24 protein-coding genes, 1 pseudogene and 4 riboswitches are annotated in these 26,423 nt (G+C 63.7%); of the genes and pseudogenes, 5 read left to right on the top strand and 20 right to left on the bottom strand.

Translation table 11 applies throughout. The annotated features are described in order from the left end of the window. A partial coding sequence (locus tag QM685_RS04395; RefSeq protein ID WP_415113086.1) for an ABC transporter substrate-binding protein occupies positions 1-959 on the top strand: 959 nt, incomplete at its 5' end. 46 nt (positions 960-1,005) lie between these two features. On the opposite strand, the gene QM685_RS04390 is transcribed toward QM685_RS04395, so the two are convergent. From QM685_RS04390 to QM685_RS04380, 3 genes are read right to left on the bottom strand one after another with little or no spacing between them, the layout of a single operon-like run. Next, positions 1,006-2,109 (bottom strand): LLM class flavin-dependent oxidoreductase, encoded by a 1,104-nt coding sequence (locus QM685_RS04390; RefSeq protein ID WP_415113084.1) that lies wholly within the window; start codon positions 2,107-2,109, stop codon positions 1,006-1,008. A 41-nt stretch (positions 2,110-2,150) separates the two neighbouring features. Beyond that, positions 2,151-3,353, bottom strand: a complete 1,203-nt coding sequence (locus QM685_RS04385) for an acyl-CoA dehydrogenase family protein (RefSeq protein WP_415113082.1) — start codon at positions 3,351-3,353, stop codon at positions 2,151-2,153. A 59-nt stretch (positions 3,354-3,412) separates the two neighbouring features. Beyond that, a complete protein-coding gene (locus tag QM685_RS04380; protein ID WP_415113080.1) occupies positions 3,413-4,378 on the bottom strand; it encodes an ABC transporter substrate-binding protein in 966 nt (321 codons plus the stop codon). Positions 4,379-4,581: 203 nt separating this feature from the next. On the opposite strand from QM685_RS04380, the gene QM685_RS04375 reads away from it, so the two are divergent. Next, positions 4,582-5,493: a LysR substrate-binding domain-containing protein gene (locus QM685_RS04375; RefSeq protein ID WP_415113078.1), complete on the top strand. Its 912-nt coding sequence runs from the start codon at positions 4,582-4,584 to the stop codon at positions 5,491-5,493. Between the two features lie 58 nt (positions 5,494-5,551). Here QM685_RS04375 and QM685_RS04370 read toward each other — a convergent pair whose 3' ends face one another. The 4 genes from QM685_RS04370 to QM685_RS04355 are packed head-to-tail and all read right to left on the bottom strand — an operon-like array spanning position 5,552 to position 9,663. Continuing rightward, a complete protein-coding gene (locus tag QM685_RS04370) occupies positions 5,552-7,159 on the bottom strand; it encodes a rhodanese-related sulfurtransferase (protein WP_415113076.1) in 1,608 nt (535 codons plus the stop codon). Next, positions 7,159-7,752, bottom strand: coding sequence for a cysteine dioxygenase (locus QM685_RS04365; RefSeq protein WP_415113074.1), 594 nt, complete (start codon positions 7,750-7,752; stop codon positions 7,159-7,161). Before QM685_RS04365 ends, QM685_RS04370 begins: the two co-directional genes overlap by 1 nt. Beyond that, on the bottom strand, positions 7,752-8,567 hold the full coding sequence (locus QM685_RS04360) for a class II aldolase/adducin family protein (RefSeq protein ID WP_415113072.1): 816 nt from the start codon (positions 8,565-8,567) through the stop codon (positions 7,752-7,754). The genes QM685_RS04365 and QM685_RS04360 overlap by 1 nt, the downstream gene beginning before the upstream one ends. A 19-nt stretch (positions 8,568-8,586) precedes the next feature. Further along, on the bottom strand, positions 8,587-9,663 hold the full coding sequence (locus QM685_RS04355) for an LLM class flavin-dependent oxidoreductase (protein WP_415113070.1): 1,077 nt from the start codon (positions 9,661-9,663) through the stop codon (positions 8,587-8,589). Between the two features lie 324 nt (positions 9,664-9,987). Here QM685_RS04355 and QM685_RS04350 point away from each other — a divergent pair, with 324 nt between their 5' ends. Next, positions 9,988-10,530, top strand: a complete 543-nt coding sequence (locus tag QM685_RS04350) for a Chromate resistance protein ChrB (RefSeq protein WP_415113068.1) — start codon at positions 9,988-9,990, stop codon at positions 10,528-10,530. An 18-nt stretch (positions 10,531-10,548) separates the two neighbouring features. Here the strand turns inward: QM685_RS04350 and QM685_RS04345 are convergent, their stop codons facing one another. The 10 genes and pseudogenes from QM685_RS04345 to QM685_RS04300 form a co-directional block, all read right to left on the bottom strand. Further along, positions 10,549-10,755 (bottom strand): hypothetical protein, encoded by a 207-nt coding sequence (locus tag QM685_RS04345; protein WP_415113066.1) that lies wholly within the window; start codon positions 10,753-10,755, stop codon positions 10,549-10,551. A 14-nt stretch (positions 10,756-10,769) separates the two neighbouring features. Further along, positions 10,770-11,534, bottom strand: coding sequence for a COG4280 domain-containing protein (locus tag QM685_RS04340; protein ID WP_415113064.1), 765 nt, complete (start codon positions 11,532-11,534; stop codon positions 10,770-10,772). 313 nt (positions 11,535-11,847) lie between these two features. Then, positions 11,848-12,108 carry a hypothetical protein gene (locus tag QM685_RS04335; protein ID WP_415113062.1) on the bottom strand — a complete coding sequence of 87 codons (261 nt, stop codon included), beginning with the start codon at positions 12,106-12,108 and terminating at the stop codon, positions 11,848-11,850. A 73-nt stretch (positions 12,109-12,181) separates the two neighbouring features. Next, positions 12,182-12,655, bottom strand: a pseudogene (locus QM685_RS04330) (RNA pyrophosphohydrolase); the annotation flags it as partial. 193 nt (positions 12,656-12,848) lie between these two features. Beyond that, a riboswitch (Fluoride riboswitch) is annotated at positions 12,849-12,915 on the bottom strand. A 98-nt stretch (positions 12,916-13,013) separates the two neighbouring features. After that, positions 13,014-14,840: a proton-conducting transporter membrane subunit gene (locus tag QM685_RS04325; protein WP_415113124.1), complete on the bottom strand. Its 1,827-nt coding sequence runs from the start codon at positions 14,838-14,840 to the stop codon at positions 13,014-13,016. A gap of 284 nt (positions 14,841-15,124) precedes the next feature. Continuing rightward, the gene (locus QM685_RS04320) at positions 15,125-15,829 is read right to left on the bottom strand and encodes a hypothetical protein (protein ID WP_415113060.1); all 705 of its coding nucleotides are present in this window, start codon (positions 15,827-15,829) and stop codon (positions 15,125-15,127) included. A gap of 2 nt (positions 15,830-15,831) precedes the next feature. Further along, positions 15,832-17,406, bottom strand: coding sequence for an NADH-quinone oxidoreductase subunit C (locus tag QM685_RS04315; RefSeq protein WP_415113058.1), 1,575 nt, complete (start codon positions 17,404-17,406; stop codon positions 15,832-15,834). Next, entirely contained in the window at positions 17,403-18,845 is a 1,443-nt protein-coding gene (locus tag QM685_RS04310; RefSeq protein WP_415113056.1) for a proton-conducting transporter membrane subunit, read from the bottom strand. Before QM685_RS04310 ends, QM685_RS04315 begins: the two co-directional genes overlap by 4 nt. Next, a complete protein-coding gene (locus tag QM685_RS04305; RefSeq protein ID WP_415113054.1) occupies positions 18,842-19,489 on the bottom strand; it encodes a hypothetical protein in 648 nt (215 codons plus the stop codon). Before QM685_RS04305 ends, QM685_RS04310 begins: the two co-directional genes overlap by 4 nt. A gap of 31 nt (positions 19,490-19,520) precedes the next feature. Beyond that, positions 19,521-20,471 carry a respiratory chain complex I subunit 1 family protein gene (locus tag QM685_RS04300; RefSeq protein ID WP_415113052.1) on the bottom strand — a complete coding sequence of 317 codons (951 nt, stop codon included), beginning with the start codon at positions 20,469-20,471 and terminating at the stop codon, positions 19,521-19,523. A 228-nt stretch (positions 20,472-20,699) separates the two neighbouring features. Further along, a riboswitch (Fluoride riboswitch) is annotated at positions 20,700-20,764 on the bottom strand. An 82-nt stretch (positions 20,765-20,846) separates the two neighbouring features. Beyond that, a riboswitch (Fluoride riboswitch) is annotated at positions 20,847-20,915 on the top strand. A 227-nt stretch (positions 20,916-21,142) separates the two neighbouring features. Between QM685_RS04300 and QM685_RS04295 the strand changes: the two genes are divergently transcribed. Next, on the top strand, positions 21,143-21,529 hold the full coding sequence (locus tag QM685_RS04295) for a low affinity iron permease family protein (RefSeq protein WP_415113050.1): 387 nt from the start codon (positions 21,143-21,145) through the stop codon (positions 21,527-21,529). Between the two features lie 71 nt (positions 21,530-21,600). Next, positions 21,601-21,661, top strand: a riboswitch (Fluoride riboswitch). A gap of 423 nt (positions 21,662-22,084) precedes the next feature. On the opposite strand, the gene QM685_RS04290 is transcribed toward QM685_RS04295, so the two are convergent. Next, positions 22,085-22,594 carry a DUF1269 domain-containing protein gene (locus QM685_RS04290; RefSeq protein ID WP_415113048.1) on the bottom strand — a complete coding sequence of 170 codons (510 nt, stop codon included), beginning with the start codon at positions 22,592-22,594 and terminating at the stop codon, positions 22,085-22,087. Positions 22,595-22,640: 46 nt separating this feature from the next. Then, positions 22,641-23,546 carry a LysR family transcriptional regulator gene (locus tag QM685_RS04285; RefSeq protein WP_415113046.1) on the bottom strand — a complete coding sequence of 302 codons (906 nt, stop codon included), beginning with the start codon at positions 23,544-23,546 and terminating at the stop codon, positions 22,641-22,643. Between the two features lie 155 nt (positions 23,547-23,701). Between QM685_RS04285 and dld the strand changes: the two genes are divergently transcribed. Beyond that, positions 23,702-25,441, top strand: coding sequence for a D-lactate dehydrogenase (gene dld / locus QM685_RS04280; protein ID WP_415113044.1), 1,740 nt, complete (start codon positions 23,702-23,704; stop codon positions 25,439-25,441). Positions 25,442-25,451: 10 nt separating this feature from the next. Here the strand turns inward: dld and QM685_RS04275 are convergent, their stop codons facing one another. Further along, positions 25,452-26,405, bottom strand: a complete 954-nt coding sequence (locus tag QM685_RS04275) for a LysR family transcriptional regulator (protein ID WP_415113042.1) — start codon at positions 26,403-26,405, stop codon at positions 25,452-25,454. Between the last annotated feature and the right edge of the window lie 18 nt (positions 26,406-26,423).

Genomic DNA, 26,423 nt, shown 5'->3' with positions numbered 1-26,423 from the left:
GCGCCGCGGCGCTGGGCGGCGCCGCGTTCGGGCTGCCGGGCGGGCGCGCCGCGGCCGACGAAGCGCTCAAGCCGCTCAGACTTTCGTGGAACGCCGGCGCGATCTGTACCGCGCCGGTGCCGGTCGCCGCGCAGCAGGGCTTTTTCCGCAAGCATGGCTTGCAGGTGGAACTCGTCAATTTCGCGGGCTCGACCGACCAGTTGCTCGAGGCGATCGCGACCGGCAAGTCCGACGCCGGCGTCGGCATGGCGCTGCGCTGGATCAAGCCGCTCGAACAGGGCTTCGACGTGAAACTGACGGCGGGCATCCACGGCGGCTGCATGCGGCTGCTCGCCACCCGCGCATCCGGCATCGTCGATTTGCAGGGACTCAAGGGGCGCACCGTGGGCGTCAGCGACATGGCCAGCCCGGCGAAAAATTTCTTCGCGATCTCGCTGAAGAAGATCGGCGTCGATCCGGACAATGACGTGCGCTGGCGCCAGTATCCGGCGCCGCTGCTCGGCGAGGCGCTGAAGAAGGGCGAGGTGCAGGCGATCGCCGACGGCGACCCGACCATCTGGACGATTCGCGACACCGATCATTTGCAGGAGGTGTCGAACAATCTGTGCGGCGAGTACGCGAACCGGGTGTGCTGCGTGCTGGGTGTGCGCGGCTCGCTGATCCGTAAGGACCGCGCGACCGCGCAGGCGCTGACCCAGGCGCTGCTGGAGGCGACCGAGTGGAGCGCGAATCATCCGGCCGAGGCGGCGGCGATTTTCGCGCCGAATGCGCCCGGCGCGAGCGTCGCGCAACTGACCGCGATGCTGAAGAGCCACACCGATCATCATCATCCGGTGGGCGATGCGTTCAGGAAGGAGATCGCGCTCTACGCGGACGATCTGAAATCGGTCGGCGTGCTGAATGCGGGCACCAGTTCGGACCGCTTCGCGACGCGGGTGTTTTCCGACGTGCTGGCGTAACGGCTACGCAGCGCGCGCCGCATTTCGCGGCGCGCGCTGCGGGACATCATGCGGCAATGGCGTTAGCCGCCGCTTCTTTCCGCGCGATCGCGCCGCGCACGAGCGGCAGCAGATCGCGGCCATAGGCAAGCGCATCCTCGAGCGGATCGAAGCCGCGGATCAGGAACGTCGACACGCCGAGCTTGTGATATTCGAGCAGCGCGTCGGTCACCTGTTGCGGCGTGCCGACCAGCGACGTCGAATTGCCCGCCGCGCGGGTGAGCGCGGCGATGCCGGTCCACAGACGCCGATCGACGACGCTGCCCTTGTCGGCCTCGGCCAGCAGCCGCAGCGAGCCGACGTTCTTCGGATCCTTCGGCCGCCGCGTGAAATTCGGCGACGCGGCGACGACTTCCTTCGCCCGTTGCAGAATCGATTCGGCCCGCGCCCATGCGGCGTCTTCCGTCGCGGCGATGATGGGGCGCAGCGACAGGCTGAAGCGGATGTGCGCATCGCGCCCATGCCGCGCGGCGGCCTTGCGTACCCTGGCGATCGTCTCTTCGACGGCCGCGAGCGATTCGCCCCACAGCGCGTAGACATCCGCGTGCTTGCCGGCGACGTCGATCGCCGCGTCCGATGAGCCGCCGAAGTAGACGGGCAGATGAGGCTGTTGCAGCGGCCGGATCTGCGACTTGTGGCCGGTGACGCGGTAATACGCGCCTTCGTGATCGAACGGTGTGTCGCTCGTCCACGAACGTTTGACGACGTCGAGATATTCGTCGGTGCGGCGGTAGCGTTCGTCGTGCGACAGGTAGTCGCCGTCGCGCTGCTGTTCGGCGTCGTCGCCGCCCGAGATGATGTGCACGGCGGCGCGGCCCGCGCTGAAGTGATCGAGCGTCGCGAGTTGCCGCGCGGCCAGCGTCGGCGCGACGAAGCCGGGACGATGCGCGAGCAGGATGCCGAGGCGCTTCGTCTGTTGCGCGACGAACGACGCGATCTGGAATCCGTCGGGCGATGCGCTCGAATGCGCGATCAGCACGCGGTCGAAGCCGCCGTATTCGTGCGCCTGCGCGACGGCGCCGATATACGGCGGATTGAGCGCCGGGCCTGTCGGCAAATGGATTTCGCTCGATTCCTGATGGCTCACGTAGCCGATAAATTCGACGCTCATCTGCGTATGCTCCTGATGGGGTGGACGGGAATGTCGCGCGCTCAGAGCGCGGCGAAAGCGGCGCGGCCGAGATTGCCGAGCACGGTATCGTTCTGCGGGGTGTGAATGCGCGCGCACAGCACGTCGCGATAGTGGCGCTCCAGCGGGTTGTTGCGGCTCAGCCCCGGATTGCTGCTCGCTTCGAGCGCCAGTTCGACGGCTTCGATCGCGTGCTGGCTGACGAGATACTTGAGCGCCGGTGCTTGCGCCGCGCTCACCAGACCGGCGGCGCCCGCATCGAGCAGCGTGCGGTTGTTGAACAGCAACGCATCGATGCGGCCGGCCGTCTGCTGAAAACGTTCGAGACTCGACAGCGGCGCAGCGAGACCGGAAGGCGCGCGCCGCGCGGCCCATTGCACGAACCAGTCGCGCGCGGCGCGCGCGACGCCGTCGTAGATGGCGGGCAGCAGCACGTTCATCCACAGGCCGGTTAGCGGATCCATGCCGGTGGCCTCGCCGGGAAGCTGCAGGTCGACCGCATGATCGAGCGGCACCCGCGCGTTGTCGAAGATCACTTCATGACTGCCCGTCGCGCGCATGCCGAGATGATTCCACGGCTCACCGAAGCGGATGCCCGGCGTATCGCGATGCACGAGCCAGGCGCCGACCCGTGGCGTTGCTTCGTCGGTGCGCCCCCATACCGCGAACCACGTGAGCCCCGGACTGCCGGTCGAATAGAGCTTGCGGCCGCTCAGCAGCCAGTGGTCTTCCTGCCGCCGGCCGACCGTCGCGGGCAAGCCGCCGCGCGACGGCGAACCGAGCTCGGGTTCGACGCGCAGCGAATTGATCAGCGCGCCGCGCTCGACGGCGTCGCGGGCGATGCGTTCCTTCAGCGCCGGCGGCCAGTTCGGATTGGCTTGCAGACGCAGGTGATAAAGGTATTGCATCACGAGGATCAGCGCCGTCGAGGGTTCGCCGCGCGCGACGGCGCCGACCACGCGCAGTGTTTGTGCAAGCGTGGCCTCGCGCCCGCCGGACGCGCGCGGCACGGTCAGCGACAGCAGACCCGCGCGGCGCAGGCGCGCGAGATTGTCGTGCGGGAACACAGGGCCGGCGTCGAGCGCCGCGGCGCCGGCGGCGAACTCGTGCGTAAGCGCGTCGAGCCATGCGGCGGCGCGTGGGCTGTCGAGATCGGCGAGCGCTTCGAGCGCGGCGGCATCGCGTTCGACTTCGGCAAGCGCATGATCGGGGTGACGGCTCGTCATCGTTCGTCAGTCAATGGGCGGGGGGTGGGATGGTGGGGGATAGCGGGCGGGGCCCGGCGTCATTGCGCGTCGAGCGGAAATTGCCGGTCGAAACTTTGCGTGACGTCGAGGCGCGTCTTGATGACGTCCGCGCGGTGATAGAGATCGGCGGTTTTCTGCTGCTCGGCGATCAGGCTGTTGTCGATCGCGACCGGATGCAGTTGCGCGCGCTGGTAGACAGTCTTCAGCACCTCGGGCGGCAAGCCGGTGACCTTCGATTGCATCGCGGCGACTTCGTCGGGATGCGCGAGGGCCCAGCGCTGTCCGGCGGCGACGCGTTTCAGGAAGTCCGCGATCTGTGCGCGTTTTTCCTTGATCGACGTTTCGGTCGCCGCCTGAAAACTGAGACCCGGCGAAAGGTCGATGCCGTTGGCGATGCTGCGGTCATGGTCTTTCTGTTCGGCGAGCGCCACATACGGGTCCCACGTGGACCAGGCGTCGACGTTGCCCGACGCGAGCGCCGCCTTCGCGTCGGCCGGCTGCATGAAGCGCAGCGATACGTCGGAGAGCTTGATGCCCGCGCGCTCCAACGTCGCGATCGCGAGGTAATGGCCGATCGAGCCACGCGTCGTCGCGATCCGTTTGCCCTTGAGATCGGCGGCGCTTCTGATCGGCGACGCGTCGGGCACGATGATCGCGAGGTCGCGCGGTATCGAGCGCGTCGCCGCCACGGCGCGCACCCGCGCGCCCGCCGCATAGGCGAAGATCAGCGGCGCGTCGCCGAGTCCTCCGACGTCGATGGCGCCCGCATTCAGTGCTTCGCCGAGCGGCTGCGCGGCCGGAAAGTTGAACCATTCGATCCGGTACGGCAGGTTGTTCAGTTGTCCGGCTGCTTCGAGAATGCCGCGGGTTTGCAACTGCTGGTCGCCGACCTTCAACGTGGTTTCGGCAAGAACGGCGGACGGCGCGGCCGCGATGAGCGTGATGAGCGCGCCGAACAGAAGGCCGGAAAATCTCCGCGAGAACCGGTTTGCAAGATGGAACATAGAAAGCTGCGCGAGGCGAGATAGCTGAAAAACACACGATACGTACGCGGCTTTTATAAGGCAAACGCATTGTTCTTCTTTGTTAATATGCGAGGAAGGAAAGCGCGCGCCACTTGAACCGAGGTGCGGCGACAGGCTAAGCTCGTGCGGCGGTCGTGCCGCCGCCGGCCATTCCAACGTTCCATCAAACGACAATACCATCCATGAAACTCGATGAAATCGAGGCCTTCGTCGCCGCCGTGCGCAGCCAGTCGCTGAGCCAGGCCGCCGAGTCCCTTGCGCTCACGCAGCCGGCCGTCACGCGCCGCATCCAGAACTTCGAGGAGGCGCTCGGTGTCGAGCTGCTCGACCGCAATACCAAGCCGCTGAAAACCACGCCGATGGGACGCGCCGTGTACGAGCAATGCCGCGCGATCGTGCGGGAAGTCGATGCGCTCACGCATCTCGTCACCGACGACGCGCCGCTTGCCGGCGTGCTGCGCCTGGGCGTCGCGCAGACGGTCGCCGACGTGGCGATGCTGAAAGCCCTGCACGCGTTGCGCGGCGCGCATCCCGAGCTGCAGGCGCGGGTGTCGACAGGGTGGGGCGCTCCGCTGCTGCAGAAGGTCGAAGACGGCGAGCTCGACGCCGCGATCATGCTGTTGCCGGCCAATCGCATATTGCCCGACGCATTGGCCGGAGACGCGCTGGGCGAGCTGAAGCTCGCTGTCGTCGCGCAGAAGGGGCGTTTGAAGAAGCGGGCGCACACGCTGGCCGAATGTCAGGCGTACGGCTGGGTGCTGAATCCGGACGGCTGCGGCTTTCGTGCAGGCTTGCAGCAGGCGCTCGCCGCGCAAGGCTATGCGCTGAAACTCAACCTCGAAACGCTCGGCACGGAACTGCAACTAGGGCTCGTCGCCGATGGCGTCGGCCTCGGGCTGGTGCCGCTGCCGTTATTGCGCGGCAGTGCGCATGCCGCGCGGCTCGACGTGATTCAGGTCAGCGACTTCAAGCCCGAAATCGCGGTGTGGATCGTCAGATCGCGCGCGCTCGGCAAGATGCAGTCGGCGCTTGCCGTGCTCGCGCAAAGCGTCGAGCAGAGCTTCAGGGCGGCGCGCCTGTCGCGCGCGGCCTGAGCATGCAATGTGGACGCGTGCGTCGTGGCGCGTCCGCGTCGCCGCCGCGACTCAGGACTCAGATCACGAAAAAGCCATGCGTGCCGTCGCGATCGAGTTGCGCAACCAGGCCGTATTCCCATTCCAGGTACGCGTTCATCGCTTCGCGCGCATTGTCGGTGCCTTCATACGGCCGCCGGTAACGATCGATGCGCGGCGAAGCGAGGCGCGCGTCGCCGGTTTCGGTGGGCAGGCCCGCGCGGATCCACGCCGACGTACCGCCTTCGAGCACGTGCACGGGTTTGCCGGTCAACGCGGCAATCTCCGGCGCCGCGTATGGCGCGAGCGCATTCGTCGCGCACGTGACGACATAGCGCTTCGCATCGGGCAGCGCGCGCAGATCGTCGGCGGCGTGGGATAGCCGTGAGCGCACGATCCAGTGGGCACCCGGAATATGCGCCTTCACGTGATTTGCGCTGGACGTGACGTCGATCACGAGCGTTGCGTTCGACGGCTTCGCGAGCAGCGCGGCCAGCTCTTCGGCGCCGATGCGCGGCGTCGGCGCGGGTTCGGGTCGCGCGCCTCGCCACGTGCCGCTCGCGGTGAGGTCTTGCGGCGTCGCGTCGTCGACCACGTACGCTTCGACGTTCATCTGCGCGAGCCATGAGGCCGTCATGTTCGCGCGCACGCCGTCGTCGTCGAACAGCACGACGCGTGCGCCGCGCGCCGGCGCGAACATCTCCGTCTCCTGCACGAGCTGGCCGCCCGGCGCACCCTGAAAGCCGGGCGCATGCGCGTGCTCGTATTCGGCGGGCGTGCGCACGTCGAAGCGGTAGGTGGTGCGCGACGCTTCGGCTGCCCAGCGCGCGGCTTCGTCGAGTGTCGTGCGGCCCACGCCCGCGGGCCCGGCAAGCGCGCGCGCCGCGTCGCGCGACGCGGCGAGATTGTGCGGATCCAGCCCGGCTTGCGGATCGAACTGCCGCGCGCTGCCGTGCTCGAGGGTTTGCCCCGCGAGCGTCCAGCCGATCGTGCCGTTGCGCAGCGCCGCGACCGGATTCGGCAAGCCCGCGTTGACGAGCGATTGCGTGCCGATGATGCTGCGCGTGCGGCCCGCGCAATTGACGATCACCCGTGTGCGCGGATCCGGGGCAAGCGCACGCGCGCGCAGCACGAGTTCGGCGCCGGGCACGCTGATGCTGCCGGGAATGTTCATCGTCTGGTATTCGTCGAAGCGGCGCGCGTCGAGCACGACGACGTCGTCGCCGTTCCTGAGCAGCGTCTCCACGGCCTCGGCCGACAGCGACGGCGTGTGCCGGCGCGCTTCGACGAATTCGCCGAATGCCTTGCTCGGCACGTTCACGTCGCGAAACACTTCGCCGCCGGCACGGATCCAGCCGTCGAGGCCGCCGGCGAGCAATGCGACGTCGGTGTAGCCGAGCGCTACGAGCCTGTCGGCGGCGCGCTGCGCGAGTCCTTCGCCGGCATCGAACAGAACGATCGGCACGGCGCGGCGCGGCAGGCGCGTATAGGCGTCGAGTTCGAGCTTCGACAGCGGAAAACTGGCCGCGAAAAGCGGATGAGCCTGCGCGTGCGGGTCTTCTTCGCGCACGTCGAGCAGCGCGATTTCACGGCGCGCGAGCAGCGTTTCGCGCACCTCTTCATAGGTGCGAACCGGGTATGTCGTCATCAGTGATGCGGTTCCTTGCTGAGATCCCACAGGTTGGGGAGGGTCTGGTTCGAGTAGCCGGAGATGAACGGCTTCGGCAGCCCGTCCGGCGCATAGGTCGAGCGGCGCACGGCGCCGATGTTCGCGCCATATACGTGGATGCTGATCGACGTGCGGTCGTCGTACGCGTTGCGCACGCGATGAATGTCGCCGATGACCGGCGACACCGCCTCGACGTCGCCCGCCTCGAGACGCACTTCGGGGCCCGTCCGGCGCAGCGTGCCGTCGTCGTTGCGTGCGTAGGGCGCGGCGAGTTCGGCGCCGCGCAGCACGCCGATCAAGCCCCACACCGTATGGTCGTGAATCGGCGTCTGCTGGCCTGGTCCCCAGACGAAGCTGACGACGCTGAAGCGCTGGCGCGCATCGGCGTACAGAAGAAACTGCTGATAGCGTTCCGCGGACGGTTGCGCATAGATGTCCGGCAGCCAGTCGTCGACGCGGATCAGTTCGCGCAGCGCGTGCGCGCCCCGCTCGAGCAGGTCGGCTTCGGCCATGCCGGAATCGACGAGCGCGGCGATCTCGCCGACGAAGCGGCGCAGTGTGTGAATGGCCATCAGTCGAGCAGTTCCGGTTCGGTTTCGACGAGCCCTTCGTACAGGCTGTCGAACGCATGCCGCGCGCCGTTCGCGCGGCCGACCTGCTGATGGGTCAACGCCGCGACATCGTGCGGGATCGGCTGCGGCGTGCCGGCCGCCTGCGCGAGCAACTGCGTGTGGCAGGCGTTCTCGAGCGCGATATACCACCACGCGGCGGCTTCCACCGTCGGTCCGGCGGTCAGGATGCCGTGGTTCTTCAGAATCGCCGCCTTGTGCGCGCCGAGCGCTTCGGCGATGCGCGCGCCTTCCGTGGTGTCGAGCACGACGCCACGAAAGTCGTCGAACAGCGCATGGTCTTCATAGAACGCACACGAGTCCTGAGTCAACGGCTCGAGCTTGCGGCCGAGCGTCGACCACGCCTTGCCGTACAGCGAATGCGTGTGCGCCGCCGCGACCACGTCCGGCCGCGCTTCGTGAATCGCCGCATGAATCGCGAACGCGGCCTGGTTCACGGGACCGTCGCCGATCACGATTTCGCCGTGACGGTTGACGAGCAGCAGATCCGACACGCGGATGCGGGCGAAATGCCGGCCGAGCGGATTGACCCAGAAATGATCGGTCCATTCGGGATCGCGCGCGGTGATGTGACCGGCGAGACCCTGCGCAAAACCATGACGCGCGAACAGACGGAATGCGCCGGCAAGGCGCTGCTGCCGGTACAGGCGTTCCTGCGCGAGCGGGCGGGGTGGCCCGGCATCGTCGTCGAACCAGAATTTGCGCAGCGGGGTGGGGCGAAACGCGAGTGGCGGCGTATCGGCGAGTACGGTGCTCATGATGTCGTCGCGCTCCCCGTCATGCCGCGTGGCGGGCGCGCGACGTCAGCTCGCGCGTCGCGGGAATGAGTTCGCGGCCGTAGTCGAGCGCGTCCTCGAGCGGATTGAAGCCGCGGATCAGAAACGTCGTGACGCCGAGCGCGTGGTATTCGGCGAGCGTTTGCGCGACCTGCGCGGGCGTGCCGACGAGCGCCGTCGAATTCGAGCGGCCGCCGATCTCCCTGGCGACGGCCGTCCACAGACGCTCGTCCGCGCGCACACCGTCGCCGGCGGCGGCGAGCAGGCGCCGCGCGCCTTCGCTCTGCTGCGGACCGCCGCGCGAGAAGCCCTGTTCGACGCGCAGGCGGCGCGTCTCTTCGAGAATGTGCTCCGCGCGCTCCCACGCGGCTTGTTCCGTCGACGCGAGGATCGGACGGAACGAAACCGAGAACCGGATGTTGCGGCCATGCTTCGCGGCTTCGGCGCGCACGCGCGTCACCTGTTCATGGACCTGCTGTTTCGATTCGCCCCACAGCGCGTAGACGTCGGCGTGCTTGCCCGCGACCGCGAGCGCCGGCGCGGATGCGCCGCCGAAATAGATCGGCACGTGCGGCGTCTGTTGGGGTTTGACTTCGGAGAAGGCTTTTTCGAAGCGGTAGAAGCGGCCTTCGTGATCGAACGGGCGGTCTTCGGTCCAGACGCGGCGCAGGATCTGCAGATACTCGTCGGTGCGCGCATAGCGTTCGTCGTGGCTCAGGAAATCGCCGTCGCGCCGCTGGTCCTCGTCGCTGCCGCCGGAGATGAAGTGCACCGCGAGCCGGCCGCCGCAGAAGTGATCGAGCGTTGCGAGCTGCCTCGCCGCCAGCGTCGGCGCAACGAAGCCCGGCCGGTGCGCGAGCATGAAATGCACGCGCGAGGTCACGCTGGCCGCGTAGGCAATCGTGATGGTCGCATCGGGACTGGTCGAACTGTGCGGCACGAGAATGCGGTCGAATTCCGCGTTCTCGTGCGCCTGGGCAAAGGCGCGCACGTACCCGGTATCGATCGCGGGACCTTGCGGAGCGTGCGTCTCCGATACCTTGCGCTGCTGGATCATGCCGATGAATTCGACGCTCACGTTGGCTCCTTCTGGAGATTCGTTTCGATGGAGAAAGGGAAGCGGTAGCAGACGTGACGCGATCGATTGCGCGACTGCATGGCGAATTCAGGCTAACACCGGGTTATGCAAGGATTAAATATTTTATTCAGCTAAAGATATAGGATGCGCATGTTGATCGGTCAGTGGATGTAACCAGGGTATCACTATCGATGTAACGCTATGATGCTGTCTGGACCTTACTTGCACTGTCTGGCCGGTTGCCGCATCCCGGTGCGGAAGTCGCGGGCAGACCCGTTGGCTTCGGGAAAATCGTTTCCCCCGGCATCACAGCTTACGATCGATATGAATTCACAGAACTGGCTATTGCTGATCTACAAGGTGCCGGCTGATCCGCCCAAGAAACGCGTGGCGTTGTGGCGCAAGCTCAAGAGCATGGGCGCGGTATATCTCCAGGGCGGCGTATGCCTGCTCCCGCGCACCGACGATCACGTGCGACGGATGAAGATGGTCGAAAACGAGATCGCCGAAATGGGCGGTGAATGCCTGATCCTGCAGACGGCGGCGCTTGACCGCATGCAGGAAGAAAAAGTGGTGTCACGATTCAAGGAGGATCGCGACGAGGAGTATCGGGAGTTTCTGGATAAATGCGTCGATTTCCACAACGAAATCGAGAAGGAGACGTCGGCTGGGCATTTTACGTATGCCGAGCTCGAGGAAAACGACGTCGATCTGAAAAAGCTTCAGTCCTGGCTGGAGAAGATCCGCAAGCTGGATTTTTATAATGCACCGCTCTATCTGGAGGCGGAACAGCAGCTCAGGAACTGCGAGGCGTTGCTGGATGCATACGCGCAGCGGGTCTTCGATGCTCACGACGAAAACCGCTAGGTGCGGCGCAAGTCGCGGCTAGCCACGCGATCTCCGTAGCGCGCTCTCCGCCAGGATGACGGCGAGCCCGGCAAACAGGATGGGGCCACGCGCCGCCTCGGGCAGGCTGACAAGCGGGGATACGACGCGGCACGCAATGAGCCAGATAACGATCGCCAGCGCAAACGTGCTGTCGTCGACAAAAAGACCCCAAAGCTCACCGAGCACGGTTCTCAACCATTGCATTCAAGCTCTCCAATTTAATGGCCGGACGACGCGATCCGCGCTTGCACCCGTGTGCGGCACGCGAAAACGGTAAGCGTCGATACGATCAGGAAGGCGGCAGTGAGTCCCACCACTGACCAGTCTGCTCCGGGCCACTCGAATCCCAGGCCTTCGCCAAACCAGAAGCAACCGAATGCCGACAGCAAAACCCCTACGCCGAATTTCAGCAGGTTCTCCGGGATGCTCGCAATGGGCCGGTGCAGCGCGATGCCGAGCGCAACCACGATCAGCAGGGCTGCCAATGCGCCGATACTGGCGGGCACCAGCAACCCGACACCCCCAGCGCCAACAGCTATGACGATGAACACGACCTCGATGCCTTCGAGCATGGTGATCTTGAAGGCGGTCGCGACAGCGACCGTGTCCCAGCGACGAGCCGCTTTTCCGAGCTTGCGCAGCGACTCCGTTTCCTTTGCATAAGTAGCTGCTTCGTCGTGCAAGGCGATGACGCCCGCGGAGCGCAAAATCGCCTTGCGAAGCCACCGCAGACCGAACAGCAACAGCAGTGCTCCTACCAGAAGCTGGATCACCCCGAGAGGGATTCTTATCAAGGTTGGCCCGAGCAGTGCGACGATGGCGAGCAGAACCGTGACGCCGAGACACGTTCCGGCAATGGCGCCGCGCCAGCCGCGTGTTGCGCCGACGGCCAGGATCACGGTCAGCGCCTCGATGAATTCGACCATGGAAGCAAGAAAAGCAGCGGCCACGGACGGAGCAGCATAGCTCCAGTGAATGATCATTCCCTATTCTCCCTTCCGGTGGGCAAGTGAATCGGCTCCGATACAAGCTATATGTACTTATTGAACGTATAAAATGTAACGATGGTTACACTATATACGAACTGAGTGGCGCTTGAAAAGCGCGATTTGCCGCTAATCTCGAATCCTTCGCGGAAGCGAAAAGGGGACGCACACAATCTGAAGGGAAGCTCGCGCGGCGGTGAGCGGGCGACTTGTTGAACGCGTCGCGGGCCACTAACCAGGCGCTAGCCTGACGAGAACTGGCCGGGGAATATCTGTACCGTGGCTTGCATGCCAGAGGAAGATTGGCGGATCACTCCGCCTGATCGAGCATGAGATAGCGGACGACAAGCGCGGGATCGGCAATCTCGAGTATCAAACGGCGCATGACGCGTTTGCGCATATGGTTCTCATCGAGTATCCACGGGCCGCCGGCCTCGCTCAGATAGCGACTGACCTCGCCCTGATGATCGGCCAGTGACGGTACGTTCAGGCGCGCCGCGAGGAGACCGGCAATCACATCATCGATTTCGATCGTCAGCGGTTTCGAGTCGATCGTGAGCGTCAGGATCATGATTCCGTCTTCCTTTATCTGACGATCCTTTGCCCCACCTTCGGGCGTGATGCATTGCGTCCGCCACTCAAGTCGGGTGCCTGAGAAAACGCGACAGCTCCGCTAGTGCCATCCGATAGACATCGCGCTTGAATTCGACCGCGCACTCCATCGATGCCCAGTAGCGCCGCCAGCTCCAGCCGTCGAACTCCGCATGATTCGTTGCATGCAGGCAGATGTCGCAGTCCTGGCCAATCATTCTCAGCAGGAACCAGATCTGTTTCTGTCCACGGAAGGTTCCACCGTTTCGAGGCCGGAGAAACTGCTCCGGAACGTCATAGCGCAGCCAGTTTCGAGTCCTTCCCATTACCTTCACGTGTTCGGGAAGCAGGCCGACCTCCTCGTGCAACTCCCTGTACATGGCCTGAAGCGGCGTTTCTCCACGATCGATACCGCCCTGGGGAAATTGCCAACAGTGGTCGCGAACACGTTGTCCCACGAAAACCTCATTGCGGCCGTTGACGAGCACGATGCCGACGTTTGGACGATAACCTTCACGGTCGACCATAAAAATCCCCGAATGTCCTGTCGCAGTCTTGAAATCTGCACGCGGACGCGAGCAGGCACACAAGCACCCTCTGCGGGCGCGGCATTGTGATACTCGCTCTATCTGTCGTGCAGGGAATGCGGGTTTGAAGAACTCAAACCTTGACTACAGGAGGTTGCTTCGGCACATGCGGCCTGCCGTTTCCCTGTAACAAGGGCCAGCAGGCATCATTAGCGGCTTGCGCCAGCGGTTAGCGGAGGTATGCCATCTCCGTGAAGGCAGTGTAAATCAGGAAGGTAGGGCTGACAACCGGTGCCATTGTGTTCGTCCCGCAATGGGAATATGAGCACCCGTTGCGGGCAAATCATGCAGTTGGGACTCATCGCGTGTAAGCAAGCAACATTGCGATCAGCAGGCCACCGATGGCATAGGCAACGTAAGTGTTCAGGCGCCCATGGTGCATTCTCGCAAGCAATTGCGCGGCGCGTATGGCGAACACCGTGAGAGGCAGAAAGATCCAGCGATCCAGCGCATACGTTTCCGTCTCCGTGCGCTTGATGGCCGTGCGGAAATGCTCGGCGACGACCACTTCCTGCTGCGCGGGTTTGCCGGGGGCGAGTATCGCCTGAAAAATGACCCGTACGGGATTCGAGAATCCCGTTGCCGTGTACGTGAGATGGGCTACGAGGCGATTGAGCCCGCCGTCCCATGCGCGGCTTCGCGACCGGCGACGGCGACGGGTGGCCATCCGGACGACGCAGAAGGTCAGCAACGCAATTCCAGCCATCGCGACGCCGAGCCAGGACGGAGCAGAGGCGAATACCACGGGGTTCTCGGGTCCTCCCCGATGCATCAACACCAGTCCGGCGCCCGGCAGCCACCCCTGGCCGAGTTGCGCGCCAAGCCGGTGGAAATCCGCGACAAAATCCGGCGGCAGCGTCAACGGTGCAAAGAACGGCGGCACGAGTGCCTGCGGCCCGGATGGGCAACGCAACGCGATGACCACATTGCGCAGCGCGCTGACCACGTACGTGGGGATCATGCCGAGAACGAGACAGCCTGCCGCCAGGAAAACCATCGCGGCGCGCATGCCGGCGCCGACTTCACACGCGTCGCGGGCCATCTGGCTGCGTGACAGTCCAAGGAATGTCATCCCGAATGCCTTCACGAAAGCGGTGACGGCGAGTCCCGCCGTCAGCGCGACCAGCGCCCCGGCGACCGCGAACGCGCCTCGTATCTCGACGTTTCCGAGCTCGACGCTGCGAAGCAGGCTCTGGACGATCAGCCATTCGCTCGGGAAGCCGTTAAACGGCGGAATGGCGACGATTGACAGCGCGCCGACGAGAAACAGCGCCGCGGTCCACGGCATACGATGAATGAGGCCGCCGAGCAGGTTCATATCCCTTGTTCCCGCCGCGCTGTCGACCGCGCCGGCGCCCAGAAACAGCAGGCTCTTGTAGAGCGAATGATTGAGAAGGTGATAAAACGCCGCGATATAGGCGATGCCGGCTACCGCTTCGTGTCCCAGGGCGGAAAAGACGAATGCGGCGCCGAGTCCCACGGTGATCAGCCCCATGTTTTCGATCGAGCTGTGGGCCAGCATGCGTTTGAGATTATTTTCCGTCGTGGCGTAGAGTATTCCGATGATGGCGGTCAGGCTGCCGGTCAACAGAACCACGACGCCCGGCCACGGGCTCGCGAACGGAGCCAGATCGCCGTTTACCCGAACGATGCCGTAGATTCCGAGGTTGAGAATCACGCCGGATAACAGCGCGGAGGCATTGGCCGTCGCCGCGGGATGCGCGCGAGGCAGCCAGCTCATGCTGGGAAAGAGGCCCGCCTTCACGCCGAACCCGAAGAAGCTGAGGAGGAACACGGCCCAGCCGGTCGCTGCCCCGAGGTGGCCGCCGGCACGAATCCGGTCGAAGTCGGAACTGTCCGCCGCAATGGCAAGCAGCAGCAAGGCGACCGCAATCATCAACGCGCCGATCTCGCTGGCGGCGAGCATGAGATAGCCCGCATGCGTATTGGTATCGTTCAGATGCTCGTAATTGACGATGAAGTAGCTGACGACCGACATCAATTCCCACGCGATCAGGAACGACAGGACGTCGTGGGCGACCAGCGTGAGTCCGATGCTTGCGAGCAACGCATGGTAGACCGCCGCGAAAGCCGGCAGCGAGTAGTGGTTCGCGTAGCGCGTCATGTAGCGAGGCGAATACACGGAGACGGGCAGGAAGACGAGTCCCGCGGCGAGCGCGAACCATGCCGACAGGGCGTCCATGGACAGCACGAGACTTCCGAACGGTGGCACTGCCCACAAGGTAACGGTCCACGTTCCTCCGGTCAGCACACGGCATGCGCTCGCGATGAGGGCAAGCGCGCAGGCGCCGCCGATCCACCCGATAGCGCGATGTGCGTAGCGCTGGCCGAGCAAGGGCGCGCTGACGATGCCGGCGACGGTCAGTGCGAGGAATGCGAAAAACGCGTTCATCGGACCTCCGTTGCGGGCGCCTGTGCACGACCCATGACTTCGAGCAGACCTTGAAGGATTGCCAGCGGCGGCGGGGGGCAGCCCGGCACGACCACGTCCACCGGTATGGATCCGGCCACCCCGCTATTGCACTCGAACGTCGGGCCGAACAGTCCTCCGGAGGCGGCGCAGGTGCCTGCCGCCACCACGCGCCTCGGCTCCGGCATCGCTGCATAGGCGGCGGCCAGCGGACCGCGCATCGCGTTCGTGACTGGGCCGACCACGAGGAGCACATCGGCGTCTCGCGGGCTCGGCGTGACGTAGATGCCCAGCCGGTGCAGGCTGTATTCGGGACATTCGAGCTGTATCAGTTCGGCAAGGCAGGCACCGCAGTCGCCGGAATCGACTACCCGCACATGAATCGAACGACGGAACGCGCGCGGCAACGCGCCACGATCAGGCAGCAGGCGAGCCCATTCATAATCGCTTTCCCACTGTGCAGGCGGAGTCGCCTCGCGCACGCACCGGAAGCAATGGATGCATCGCGAAAGATCGACGTCGCCGCCATCCGGTCGCAACGCGTGCGTCGGACATAGCCCGTCGTTGTCGGGAGCGGAGCGCGTGGGACGGCCAGGGGTCACGCCGGCCGCCGTCTCGGGTTCGTCCGGATAGCGGGTGATGGCTACACGCTTTGCCATTCCCTTGAGTGGCCAGATGTTCATGATCAGCGATCCGATTCGGCAATGCTCAGGCCGACGGTTGCGAGGGTGATGGGGAAATCCTGAAAGGCGAAGTTCTCGGCTGCCAGCTGGAACGCGTGCCAGTTCGAAAATGCCGGGGGCATCAGCCGATACCTGCTGACGCGCCCGTGTTCGTCGACGCGGACGAACTGACAGGTCGTGCCCGCGGGCGCTTCCGCCCAACCGAGAGTCGCACCGGCCGACGCTCGCCAGGCCGCGGATACGGGTCCGGACGGGAGCCCATCGGCTGCCCGGCGCGCGACGCGCGACGCGTCGAGCGCTTCGAAGAGAAATACCCGCAGCCGGGCGTACCCGTCGCCTTCCTTTTCCGTCGACCTGGCCGGCACGCAGGCGCGGTAGGCGGCATACGGAACGTCCATGCGCAGGTCGCAGGCGCAGCCCGAGGCGCGCCCGACCGGGCCGACCAGACCATAGAGTCTGGCCTCGTCCGGCTCGATTACGCCCACCTCTTCAAGGCGATCGAGGAAGCTGTTGTCGAAGGAAAGCGCCTTGCCCAGCTCGGCAAGACGCTCGGCGCACTCGCCCGCTCGCCGGGTAAGTTCAATGGCCCGCTCGTTGGGCAAGTCGCACGACAGTCCACCTGGCTCGAGCAGCCCGAACAGGTAGCGATGACCGGCGTACTCACCCGTGAGCCGCAACAGTGACTCGACTAACGAATAAGCCAGGTTGGTCGGAACCGAAAGGCCCGTCGATTTGCATATCCCGGCAATCGTCGCCGTATGCGAGCGCAGGCGCTCCAGCTCCGCCCACATGACCCGCAGCCACTGCGCACGGGGCGGAACCTCCGTCCCGCCGAGCGTCTCCAGCGCCTGGACGCAGGCAAGAGCATGAGCAAAAGCTGCCTGCCCGTTCAATCGCTCCGCAAAAAGGAGCAGGTCCCGGGGCTGACGCCCCTCGACGATTTTCTCGATGCCCCGATACTTGTAGAAGAACCGCGGCCTCGTGAATATCACTTCCTCACCTACGGTCTCGAGGAAGAACTGCGCGGACTCCGTTATGCCGCCATAGATGGGGCCGACCGGCATGGTGAATGAGCCGGGGGCCTCGACGATCCGGGGCGGCACATAGTCCGGATTGGCTCTGCGCGCGACGGGTTCCACCGGATTGAACGTGTGCAACATCGGCGCGACCCCTTCCGGCCAGATCTCGTCGTGCAGAACGAAGTCGCCCAGCAGCGGATGACCCGAGAAATGCAGATCGAAGAGGTCCTCGATCTCGCGCTCATGCCAGTCCGCCGCGAACGCTACGCTGCTGATGCTCGGCACCAGCTCCCCGGCCATCGTTTTGAGCTCGACGATAATCCACAGCCCCATGCCGGGCTCGCAGAACGGGTAATGAAAGCGGAATCCGCCGGCTTCCTGCTCGGCGACGATACCGGCCAGAATCGCGCCGGCCTCGTGGAGATGCGCCGCCACGACCGGAAGTATCGATGGTTCGACGGTGACACGAACGCATTCGGACTGTCGTATCACGACCAGCTCATCGCCGAAGCGCGTCGCGAGATCGCTCAGGAACGTCTGCAGGGCACGCTCGTTCATGGCGCCCCCGTCAGGTTCGCCGCGGCGGACTCCAGGATGAGCGTCAGCGGCGCCGGCATGTACAACCCGAGGAACAGGACGGGGGCCAGCGCAAGCACGAGCGTGACCACGGCGCTGGCCGGCAAATGGGGCGATGTCGCTTCGACGGGATGACCGAAAACCATGCGGTTGATATGCCGCATGACCCCCAGAAACGCCACGGCGATGAAGAACGCAAGCAGTCCCACCGCCCAGTAACGACCTTCCAGCAGCCCGGCCCGCACCAGCGTGAATTCACTGATGAAAACAGCAAACGGCGGCGCTCCGGCTATCGCAAGGCCCGCCGCCAGCAGCGCGACTCCGCAGACGGGGTTCAGCCGCAACAGGCCCCGCACCGAAGCGATATCGCGCGTGCCGACGGCGAGCAGGACCACGCCGGCTGCGTAAAACGCGAGTGATTTCGTCAACGCGTGAGTCATGACGTGGAGGACGGTCCCGTAGCCGGCCTCGGCACCCAGCCCGAGCGCCGTCACGAGAATGCCCATATGTTCGACGGTCGAGTAGGCGAAGAGACGCTTGAAGTCATGCACCTGCAGAAGCAGGAAGGCGGCCGTCCCGGTTGATGCCAGACCGACGACGATCAGCCAGTCGAAGACCGGAAAGCCGTCGATATGCGTGAAGACGGGAAGGAGCCGGATGATCACGTAAAGGATCAGGCTGACCTCGATTCCGGAGAGGAGCGCGCAGACGGGGGTAGGGGCCTGGGAATGCGCGTCGGGCAACCATGTGTGAACAGGCACGAGGCCGACTTTCGCGCCGAATCCGACGAGTATCAGCGCGAAAGCGAGTTTGCGAAGACCCGGTGCCATCGCGGGCGCGAAATGGACGAGTGCGTCGAACGTCTGTTCCGTACCGCCGGCCTGCGAAAGTCCCCACAGCAGCAGGAAGAATCCGAGGGCCGCAACTGTCGCGCCCATGATGGTGAGAACCGCGTATTTCCACGCTGCCTCGAGTGCTTCCCGCGTATTCTCGAAACCAACCAGGAAGATCGACAGCAGCGTGGTCAGCTCCACTGCAACCCACGTGAGCGCGACCTCGAGCATCATGGGCACGGCAAGCAGCGACGCGAGAAACAGATTGAAATTCAGGTAATAGCGTTGCTCGGCCGCGGCATCGCCATCGGACAGGCGACGAACATATCCCAGAGAGAACACTGCCGACGTGAACGCGAGCGTCGCGGTCAGCAGAAGGAACAGGGAAGCAAGTGCGTTCAAGCCGAACCAGCCGTGCAGCAGTTCGAACGCCCCTCGACTTGCGACGGTCCGAACGACATCGATGCTCAAAATCAGGCTTCCAAAGGTGCCTGTCACCGTCAGCCAGCGGATCCAGGCCCCCGGACGGATAGCGGCGGCGCAGGCGGCGCCGAGCGGGAGTGCCGGGAGTAGCCATACGAGGCTCATGGCGCACCACGTTCTTTCAGGGACGCCAGCGAGCCCACTTCCGTATTGCCGACGAACTTCGCAATCGTGCGGGTCAGCAACGCGACGATCATGACAACCATCACGCCTTCCAGCGCCGCGGCAAACTCCACCAGTGCGGACGACGTCGTGATTGCGATGCCGGCAAAAAATGCGCCGTTGTCGATGACCATCAATCCCATTAGCTGAGGCAACGCTTCACGCCTGATGGCGAGCATCACCATCCCGAGCAGCAGCACGTCCAGTCCGATCGGAAGGTTGACGCGAACGATGCCGTCGGAGCCCTGAAGCAGCGGCCACGCGAGAAAATAGGCGAGCACGCTGATCGCGAGCGCGATCGTCAGCGAGATGGTGACGTTCAGTACCGCCTGAACTTCCCGCTTGGCTCGCAGCCCTTCACCGAGAAGCCGTGCAATGAGCCACGGGACGATCAGGGGTTTGGCGACCAGCGTAATGAGCGCGACGAAGGCCAGTTCGGTGGAGTGAAGTCCTATTGCCAGCAGTATCGTCGAGACCGTCAGCAGGAGTGCTTGCGCGACGTACGCGTGCAGCACCGCCTGAACCTGTCGCAGCGCCAGCATCATGAACGTGGTCAGTAGAAAGAGAACGCCGGAGAGCGCGTTCATGCTGACGACTATCGAATGGTCCATGCAAGACTCACAAGGAAAAGACGTGAACGATCAGCGCCACGAACACGGTGACGAATGCGGCTCCAAGGAACTCGGGAATACGGAACAGACGGAGCTTCGAAAGCGATGTTTCGATGAGCGCCAGTACGAATATGAGCACCAGAATCTTCAGCCCGACCAGCGGGATGGCAAGCAATACGGAAGGAATGTCCTTGCCGGTCGCGAGACCCCACGGGGTAACCAGCACGTTGAGAAGCACGCACATGAGCACAAGAAGCTTCATGCTGCTCGCCCAATGCATGAGCGCGGCGCCCCGGCCTGAATATTCGAGGTTTTTGGCCTCGTCGATCATTGCCAGCTCGAAATCGCCGCTTGGATTGTCCACCGGAATTTTTCCCGTCTCCGCGAGGATGATCATCACGAACGCGATGATGACGAGAAGATGAGACGGAGCGAAGAAGGCGGCGATCGAAGTCATCCACTTCTGCTGGACGATGTAGGGAATGGTCGAGTCCGCGGTAAACGAAACCGCAAAAAAAATCATCATGAAGATCGGCTCGACGAGAATGCCGACCATGCGGGTACGGCTGGCACCCATTGCGCCATATGGGTTGCCCGTATCGATCGCCGCCGCGGACGAGAAGAATCCCGAGAGAGCGAGGATGAACCCGGCGCCCACCATGTCGGCCATGAAGGCCATGAAAAGGGGATAGGCCGTCAGCACGGGGATCAGCAGCGTAACGACGAGTGGCGCCATGAAGGCAAGGTACGGCGTTATCCGGAATACCCATGACGAATGTTCGGAAACGACGGTGTCTTTATGGAAAAGCTTCCACAGGTCGTAGTACGGTTGCAGTACCGGTGGCCCGCGCCTCGACTGGAAGCGCTCCTTGAGCCTGTTCAGGACGCCCTTGGCGAGCGGAGCAAAAAGCAACACCGCGAGGATCTGCAGCAGGTTCGTGACTATGGATAGCGTCACGATGACTCTCCCGCCGCGTCTGCGTATTCTCCGCCTGGAAGTATCGACTGCCGGCCATTGCGCCGAGCGCCGGATGAGAACGAGGCGACACTCTCCCTTACCCACTGGCGTAAGGGAGGCCGTGCATATTGGGCAAGCAGTGGGGCGATGAAACGCATTGGCGCGCCAGACTCGAGAACACAAGCCTGGGCAGGGATCGTCGGATGACAGCCCGCAATTCCCTTTCCAGGGTCTGCAGGCATCATCAGCCCTTGCGGGCGGTTATGCGGAGGAATGCCATCTCCGTGTTACTTCCCATTCTATTGGGGAGCGCCACAATGAGCAATGCCTCGGGATGCACAGCGCGATCGTCGCGAATGTTCCTTTCTTGCTAGACTACGGCGAGGAGATGGCATTCCTTCCTTGAACCGCCGCCGTCGCGCGGCTGATGATGCCTACATGTCAGTTCAACGGGTTCGTTGGCGTTTGCCGATGAACGAGTCGAATGAGCAAAAAGCCGTGTGGTGGCGGACATGTAGGTCGTACCGTGAGTCAATCCCGTGGTGGCGGCATGTTCCTGTTCTGCGATGTCAGGTCGTCGAACGCGGGTTCATTGCGCACATGGGTGTTCGCGGGGTATCCGCGTCGGCCGCTTGCACTTTCATGAAGCCAGCATATCAAGGGTGCCGACGATGAATGACCTGTTCCATCAGTTTGCCAAACGTGCTTCGGACGCATCCGGTTCACCCTGGGCGTTCGCGATATCGGTCTTCGTGCTTTTCGTTTGGGCCGTAACCGGTCCTTTCTTTCACTTCTCCGATACGTGGCAACTGACGATCAATACCGCATCGTCGATCATCCCGACAATCATGGTTTTTCTCATCCAGAACACGCAGAACCGGGATGCGCGAGCCCTGCATCTGAAAATAGACGAGCTGTTGAGGTTGGCTGAAGGGGGAAAATCGCCATTCATCAATCTCCAGACGCTCTCCGACGACGAGATCAACCAACTCGCGAACTGGCTCAGTGCCATCATTCGCAGCAATAGCAACAGCCAGGACACGTCGGACAGCCATTGAGCCGAGCTACCTGGTTTGCACACGCACGATGTCCGCGTATCGCACTTGACGACGGAGTGCGGATTACTTATCTTCGTAAAAGGGATGGGGTTCCCTATAATTGCCGTTCAGGCTGATGACTCCTGCGATCAAATCAAATTAGTTCACGCTACTGGCGTGTAACCATTGCATGGAGTCCGTCATGATGACCCGAGTCATCAAACATATACGGCATACCCGCGCGGCGTCGGGCACGAGAGCGAATCGGAAGCATGAACCGATCGCGCAGGTATCGGACAGCGCCCTCGACGAAGCGATCGAAGAGACCTTTCCGGCGAGTGATCCGCCCGCAATCGGCGGCGTAACCAGACTGGAGTCAGGAAGTGATGCGCCGGCTGAACAGACGGCCCGCGGCAAAGCCGATCCCGGCTCCCACGCCGGGGCACGCGAAAGTGGCCATTCCCGGCGCGGGGGGAATCGCTCGTGAAGAAAGGTTACGGTTGGACCGGCCACAAGACGCGAACCGGGTGATGGCACTTCTTCCCGTTGTTTCCCCGAACCAACGCACGCGGTGAGCTAAGGAAAAATGGGCGTCGTAGGTTCAGCGCCTTCCGGATCGGCGTTCGGGACATGTCGGGCGATCAGCGCCGCGATCTCTTCCTCACGCGCGGCGGGCACATCGGCCATGACGAGGATCTGTCCTGCGCGAATGGCGTCGCGGAATCGGCCGAGTCGTGTGTTGGGCTCGTCGACACCGATCATGGCGGCCGTCCACGCGCCGAATCCCGCACCCGCCAGCGTCAACGCGACGATCGCACCACCGGCCACGACTAGTTCGGCCGGTGGAAAGGCGAGGGCTATCAAACCCAGAATGGCCCCGGTCGCGCCCCCCAACGCGACGCCGCGCTCCAGCGCATGCACGACATCGCTGCTTTGCAGCAAGGTAGCTTCGGGTAGCTGGTCGAGTTCGACGCTGTGGTTCGCCAGCGCATGGATATGTCTCCATGTGATACGGGCCAGCAGAAGATCGTCGACGATGGCTTTGGCCGTGGGTACGTCCGGCGCGAGGAAATAGAGACGTCTCATGATGCTCTCCCTGTAATGAGCCGCGGTGAGCAATAAGGCTATTGTTTCATGGTACGCCTTGCCGGGAAGCCTGGCGCTGCTTGCGCACTATCCTGACGAAATTCAGCACCGTCGGCGATTTTTCGCGTTGCCGATGGATCAACGCGATACCGGTGGATAACGGCTTGCCTTGTAGGGGGTGGTACGACACGCCTTCGACCTGGACTTGCCGGATGGACGCCGGCACCACCGCCACCCCGAACCCCGCCGACACGAGGTTCGCCGCTGACGAGATCTGCGGCGACTCCATGCCGAGCGATGGCGCAAAGCCGGCTTCGCGGCAGGCGCCGATGATCGAGTCGTAAAGATCCGGACCAATGGATCGTGGAAACAGGATGAACGGATCGTTTCCGAGGTCCGCCAGATCGATGCGCCGCCGCCGGTTCAGACGGTGACTCGCCGGCAATACGGCCAACATCGCTTCGTCGACGAGCGGTTCGACGATCAGGTCCCGACAGTTCAGCGGCATGCGCACCAGCGCGGCGTCGAGCTGCCGCTCGGCGACTTTATCCAGCAGCAGCGAACTGTTGCTCTCCTCGCAGCTTATCGAGACGCGCCCATACGCATGCCGGTACTGCTGCATCGTCATCGCGACCATCGGATGAAACACCGTCGATCCCGCGAAACCGAGCAAGAGCCGTCCCGTTTCGCCGCGCCCCGCGTTTTGCGCTTCGGCGAGTGCCTGTTGCGCGTCCTCGACGATGCGCCGCGCGCGTTCGCGAAAGAGTCGGCCCGCTTCAGTCAATTCGACACGGCGCGGATACCGGATAAACAGCGCAGTGCCGATTTCCCGCTCGAGCTTCAGGATCTGCTGGCTCAACGGCGGCTGGGCGATTCCCAGGTGAGTCGCGGCATCGGTGAAATGCAGGTGCTCGGCGACGGCCAGGAAGTAACGCAACTGGCGAAATTCCATATGTTTTTCGTCTCCAAATAACGACTTCAAGATATTGGACGAATGACCGGAGTGATTTTAACCTTCGTGTCAACCCGATGCGCTCAAAGGCCGCGGCCCGAGCCGTCGGACGAAGCCGATGCGCGTCATGCCCAACATCTCACGAGGAGAATTCGATGTCAGCAGCGCATACTCCCCTGGTTATCGGCCGGGACGACGCAGCCCAAAAGTTGATCGCGGCGTTACGTGCCATCGTGGGCCACAGGCACACGCTGACGGACGCAAGCGCAACCCGCCGCTTCCGGACCGGTTTCCGTTTCGGCGCAGGCGACGCGCTCGCGGTGGTGCGCCCGGGCTCGCTCGTCGAGCAATGGAAAGTGCTGCAGGCATGCATCGCGGCGAACGTCATCGTCATCACGCAGGCGTCGAACACGGGCCTGACAGGCGGCTCGACACCCGACGGTAACGACTATGACCGCGACATCGTGATCGTCAGTACGAGCCGGATGAAAAAGGTCTTCGTGATCGACGGCGGCAGGCAGGTGGTCTGCCTGCCGGGCGCCACCCTCGACCAGTTGGAAAAAATCCTCAAGCCGCTCGGCCGGGAGCCGCATTCGGTCATTGGTTCGAGTTGCATCGGCGCATCGGTGTTCGGCGGGGTCTGCAACAACTCGGGGGGCGCGTTGGTGCAGCGCGGGCCGGCCTATACGGAAATGGCGGTATTTGCGCAGGTCGATGCGTCAGGCAGGCTGAGTCTCGTCAACCATCTGGGCATCGAACTCGGGGACACGCCCGAGGGCATGCTCGGCCGGCTGGAACGCGGCGAGTTTTCGGACGCCGACATCTCGCACGACGCGGGCGCCGGGTCCGACCATGACTACGCGACTCACGTTCGCGAGATCGATGCCGATACGCCGGCCCGCTTCAATGCCGACCCGCAGCGCCTGTATGAGGCGTCAGGCTCGGCCGGCAAGCTGATGGTGTTCGCGGTGCGGCTCGATACCTTTCCGGTCGAGCGGAACGCCAAGGTGTTCTACATCGGCACGAACCGGCCGGACGAGCTCACGGAGATCCGCCGCCACGCGCTGCACGATTTCAAGTACCTGCCGATCTCGGGCGAATACCTTCATCGCGACGCGTTCGACGTCGCCGAGGAGTACGGCAAGGACACCTTTCTCGCGATCAACTATCTCGGCACGTCGCGGCTGCCGGCGCTGTTTGCGCTGAAGAGCCGTTTCGATGCGCTGTTCGACCGTCTCGGCTTTCTTCCTTCGCATCTTACCGATCGCGTCATGCAGGCCGCGAGCCGGCTGTTTCCGAGCCATTTGCCGGCGCGAATGAAACAGTATCGCGACAAGTACGAGCATCACCTGATGCTCAAGGTCGCAGCCGATAGCGTCGACGAAACGCATGCGTTTCTTTCCGGCTACTTTGCGAACGCGACGGGGGGCTATTTCGAATGCACCGATGAAGAAGGCAGAAAAGCGTTTCTCCATCGCTTCGCCGCGGCCGGTGCCGCGGTCCGATACCGCGCGGTGCATAGCCGTGAAGTGGAGAATATCGTCGCGCTCGACATCGCGTTGCGCCGTAATGATCGTGAGTGGATCGAGACGCTGCCGCCCGATATCGAAGCGACGATCGCGATGAAGTTGTACTACGGCCACTTCCTCTGTCATGTGTTTCACCAGGACTATATCGTCAGGAAGGGCAACGATTGCCTGGAAGTCGAACACAGGATGTGGAAGCTGCTGGACCAGCGCGGCGCCGAGTACCCCGCGGAACATAACGTCGGCCATCTGTATCGCGCGAAACCCCGGCTTGCGGCGTTTTATCGGCAACTCGACCCGTGCAACTGTTTCAACCCCGGGATTGGGCAAATGTCGAAATTCGCGAATTATCGTGATGAAGCGGCTTGAGTCGTCCCCATCAAAGCAGAATATCGAGCAGATCGAACAGCAAACGGTTGTGTGCCTTCGCCGAGCGGCTGCGCTTGCGAATCACCGCCGACAGGCATTCCACGAAGCATTGGCTCGCGTCGCTGCGCATCGTGTTGTGCAGGCCGATCACCGCGACCCGGCTCAGGTCGAACTGCTCGGCGAGATCGAGCGGCTGTGCCCAGTCGCGCATCGAATCGGTCAGCAGAAGCGCGCGCGGGCAGTGCGTCAGCATGTCGTTATGACGCACGAGTTCCGTGAGCAACGTGCTCGAATGCGCGCAATGCAGCCGGTGCGGTTCGATCGACGCGCCGTGCTGCCAGAAGATGTTGCGCATCATCCCCTCATAGCTCGCGGCCGTGTAGTTGACCGCCCAGTCCTGTTCGAGCAGATCGTGAATCGAGCGCCGCTGCGCAAGCGGATGCCCGCGTCGCGCGATCACGCACGACTGGTACGTGAACAGTAGTTCGTGATCGAACTCCCGGCTCGTGACCGTCGAGGACAGCGGCACCACCGACAGATCGAGCAAACCCTCGCGTAGCCGCGGCAGCGCGACCGCGGTCAATCCCTCGAAAATTTCCAGCCGCACTTTCGGCATCCGCTGCCGGAACAGCGTGATCGTCTCCGCCATGAAAGTCAGCATCACGAGCGGCGTGACCGCGATCGCGAGCTTGCCGGTCTGGTCGCCGCGCAGTTTCGCAAGGTCTTCGGTCGCGCGCTCGAGTTGCCCGATCATCAGCCGCGCGTGACTGAGCAGTGTCTGGCCCGCGTCGGTGAAACTCACGCCGCTCGGGCTGCGCGAGAGCAGCGTCAGTTGCTGCTCCTTTTCGAGTTCGCGCAACGCCTTCGTGACCGCGGCCTGGGATACGCCGAGCAGCCGGGCCGACGCGCGGATGCTGCCCGCGTCGGCGACCGTCACGAGCGCCTGGAGCTGGTGGATTTTCATCGGCAGGCAAGGGGGGCG

Origin of the sequence: Paraburkholderia sp., assembly GCF_047605525.1 — a bacterium.
GTDB lineage: Bacteria > Pseudomonadota > Gammaproteobacteria > Burkholderiales > Burkholderiaceae > Paraburkholderia.
This window is presented reverse-complemented; position numbering and strand designations above follow the sequence as displayed.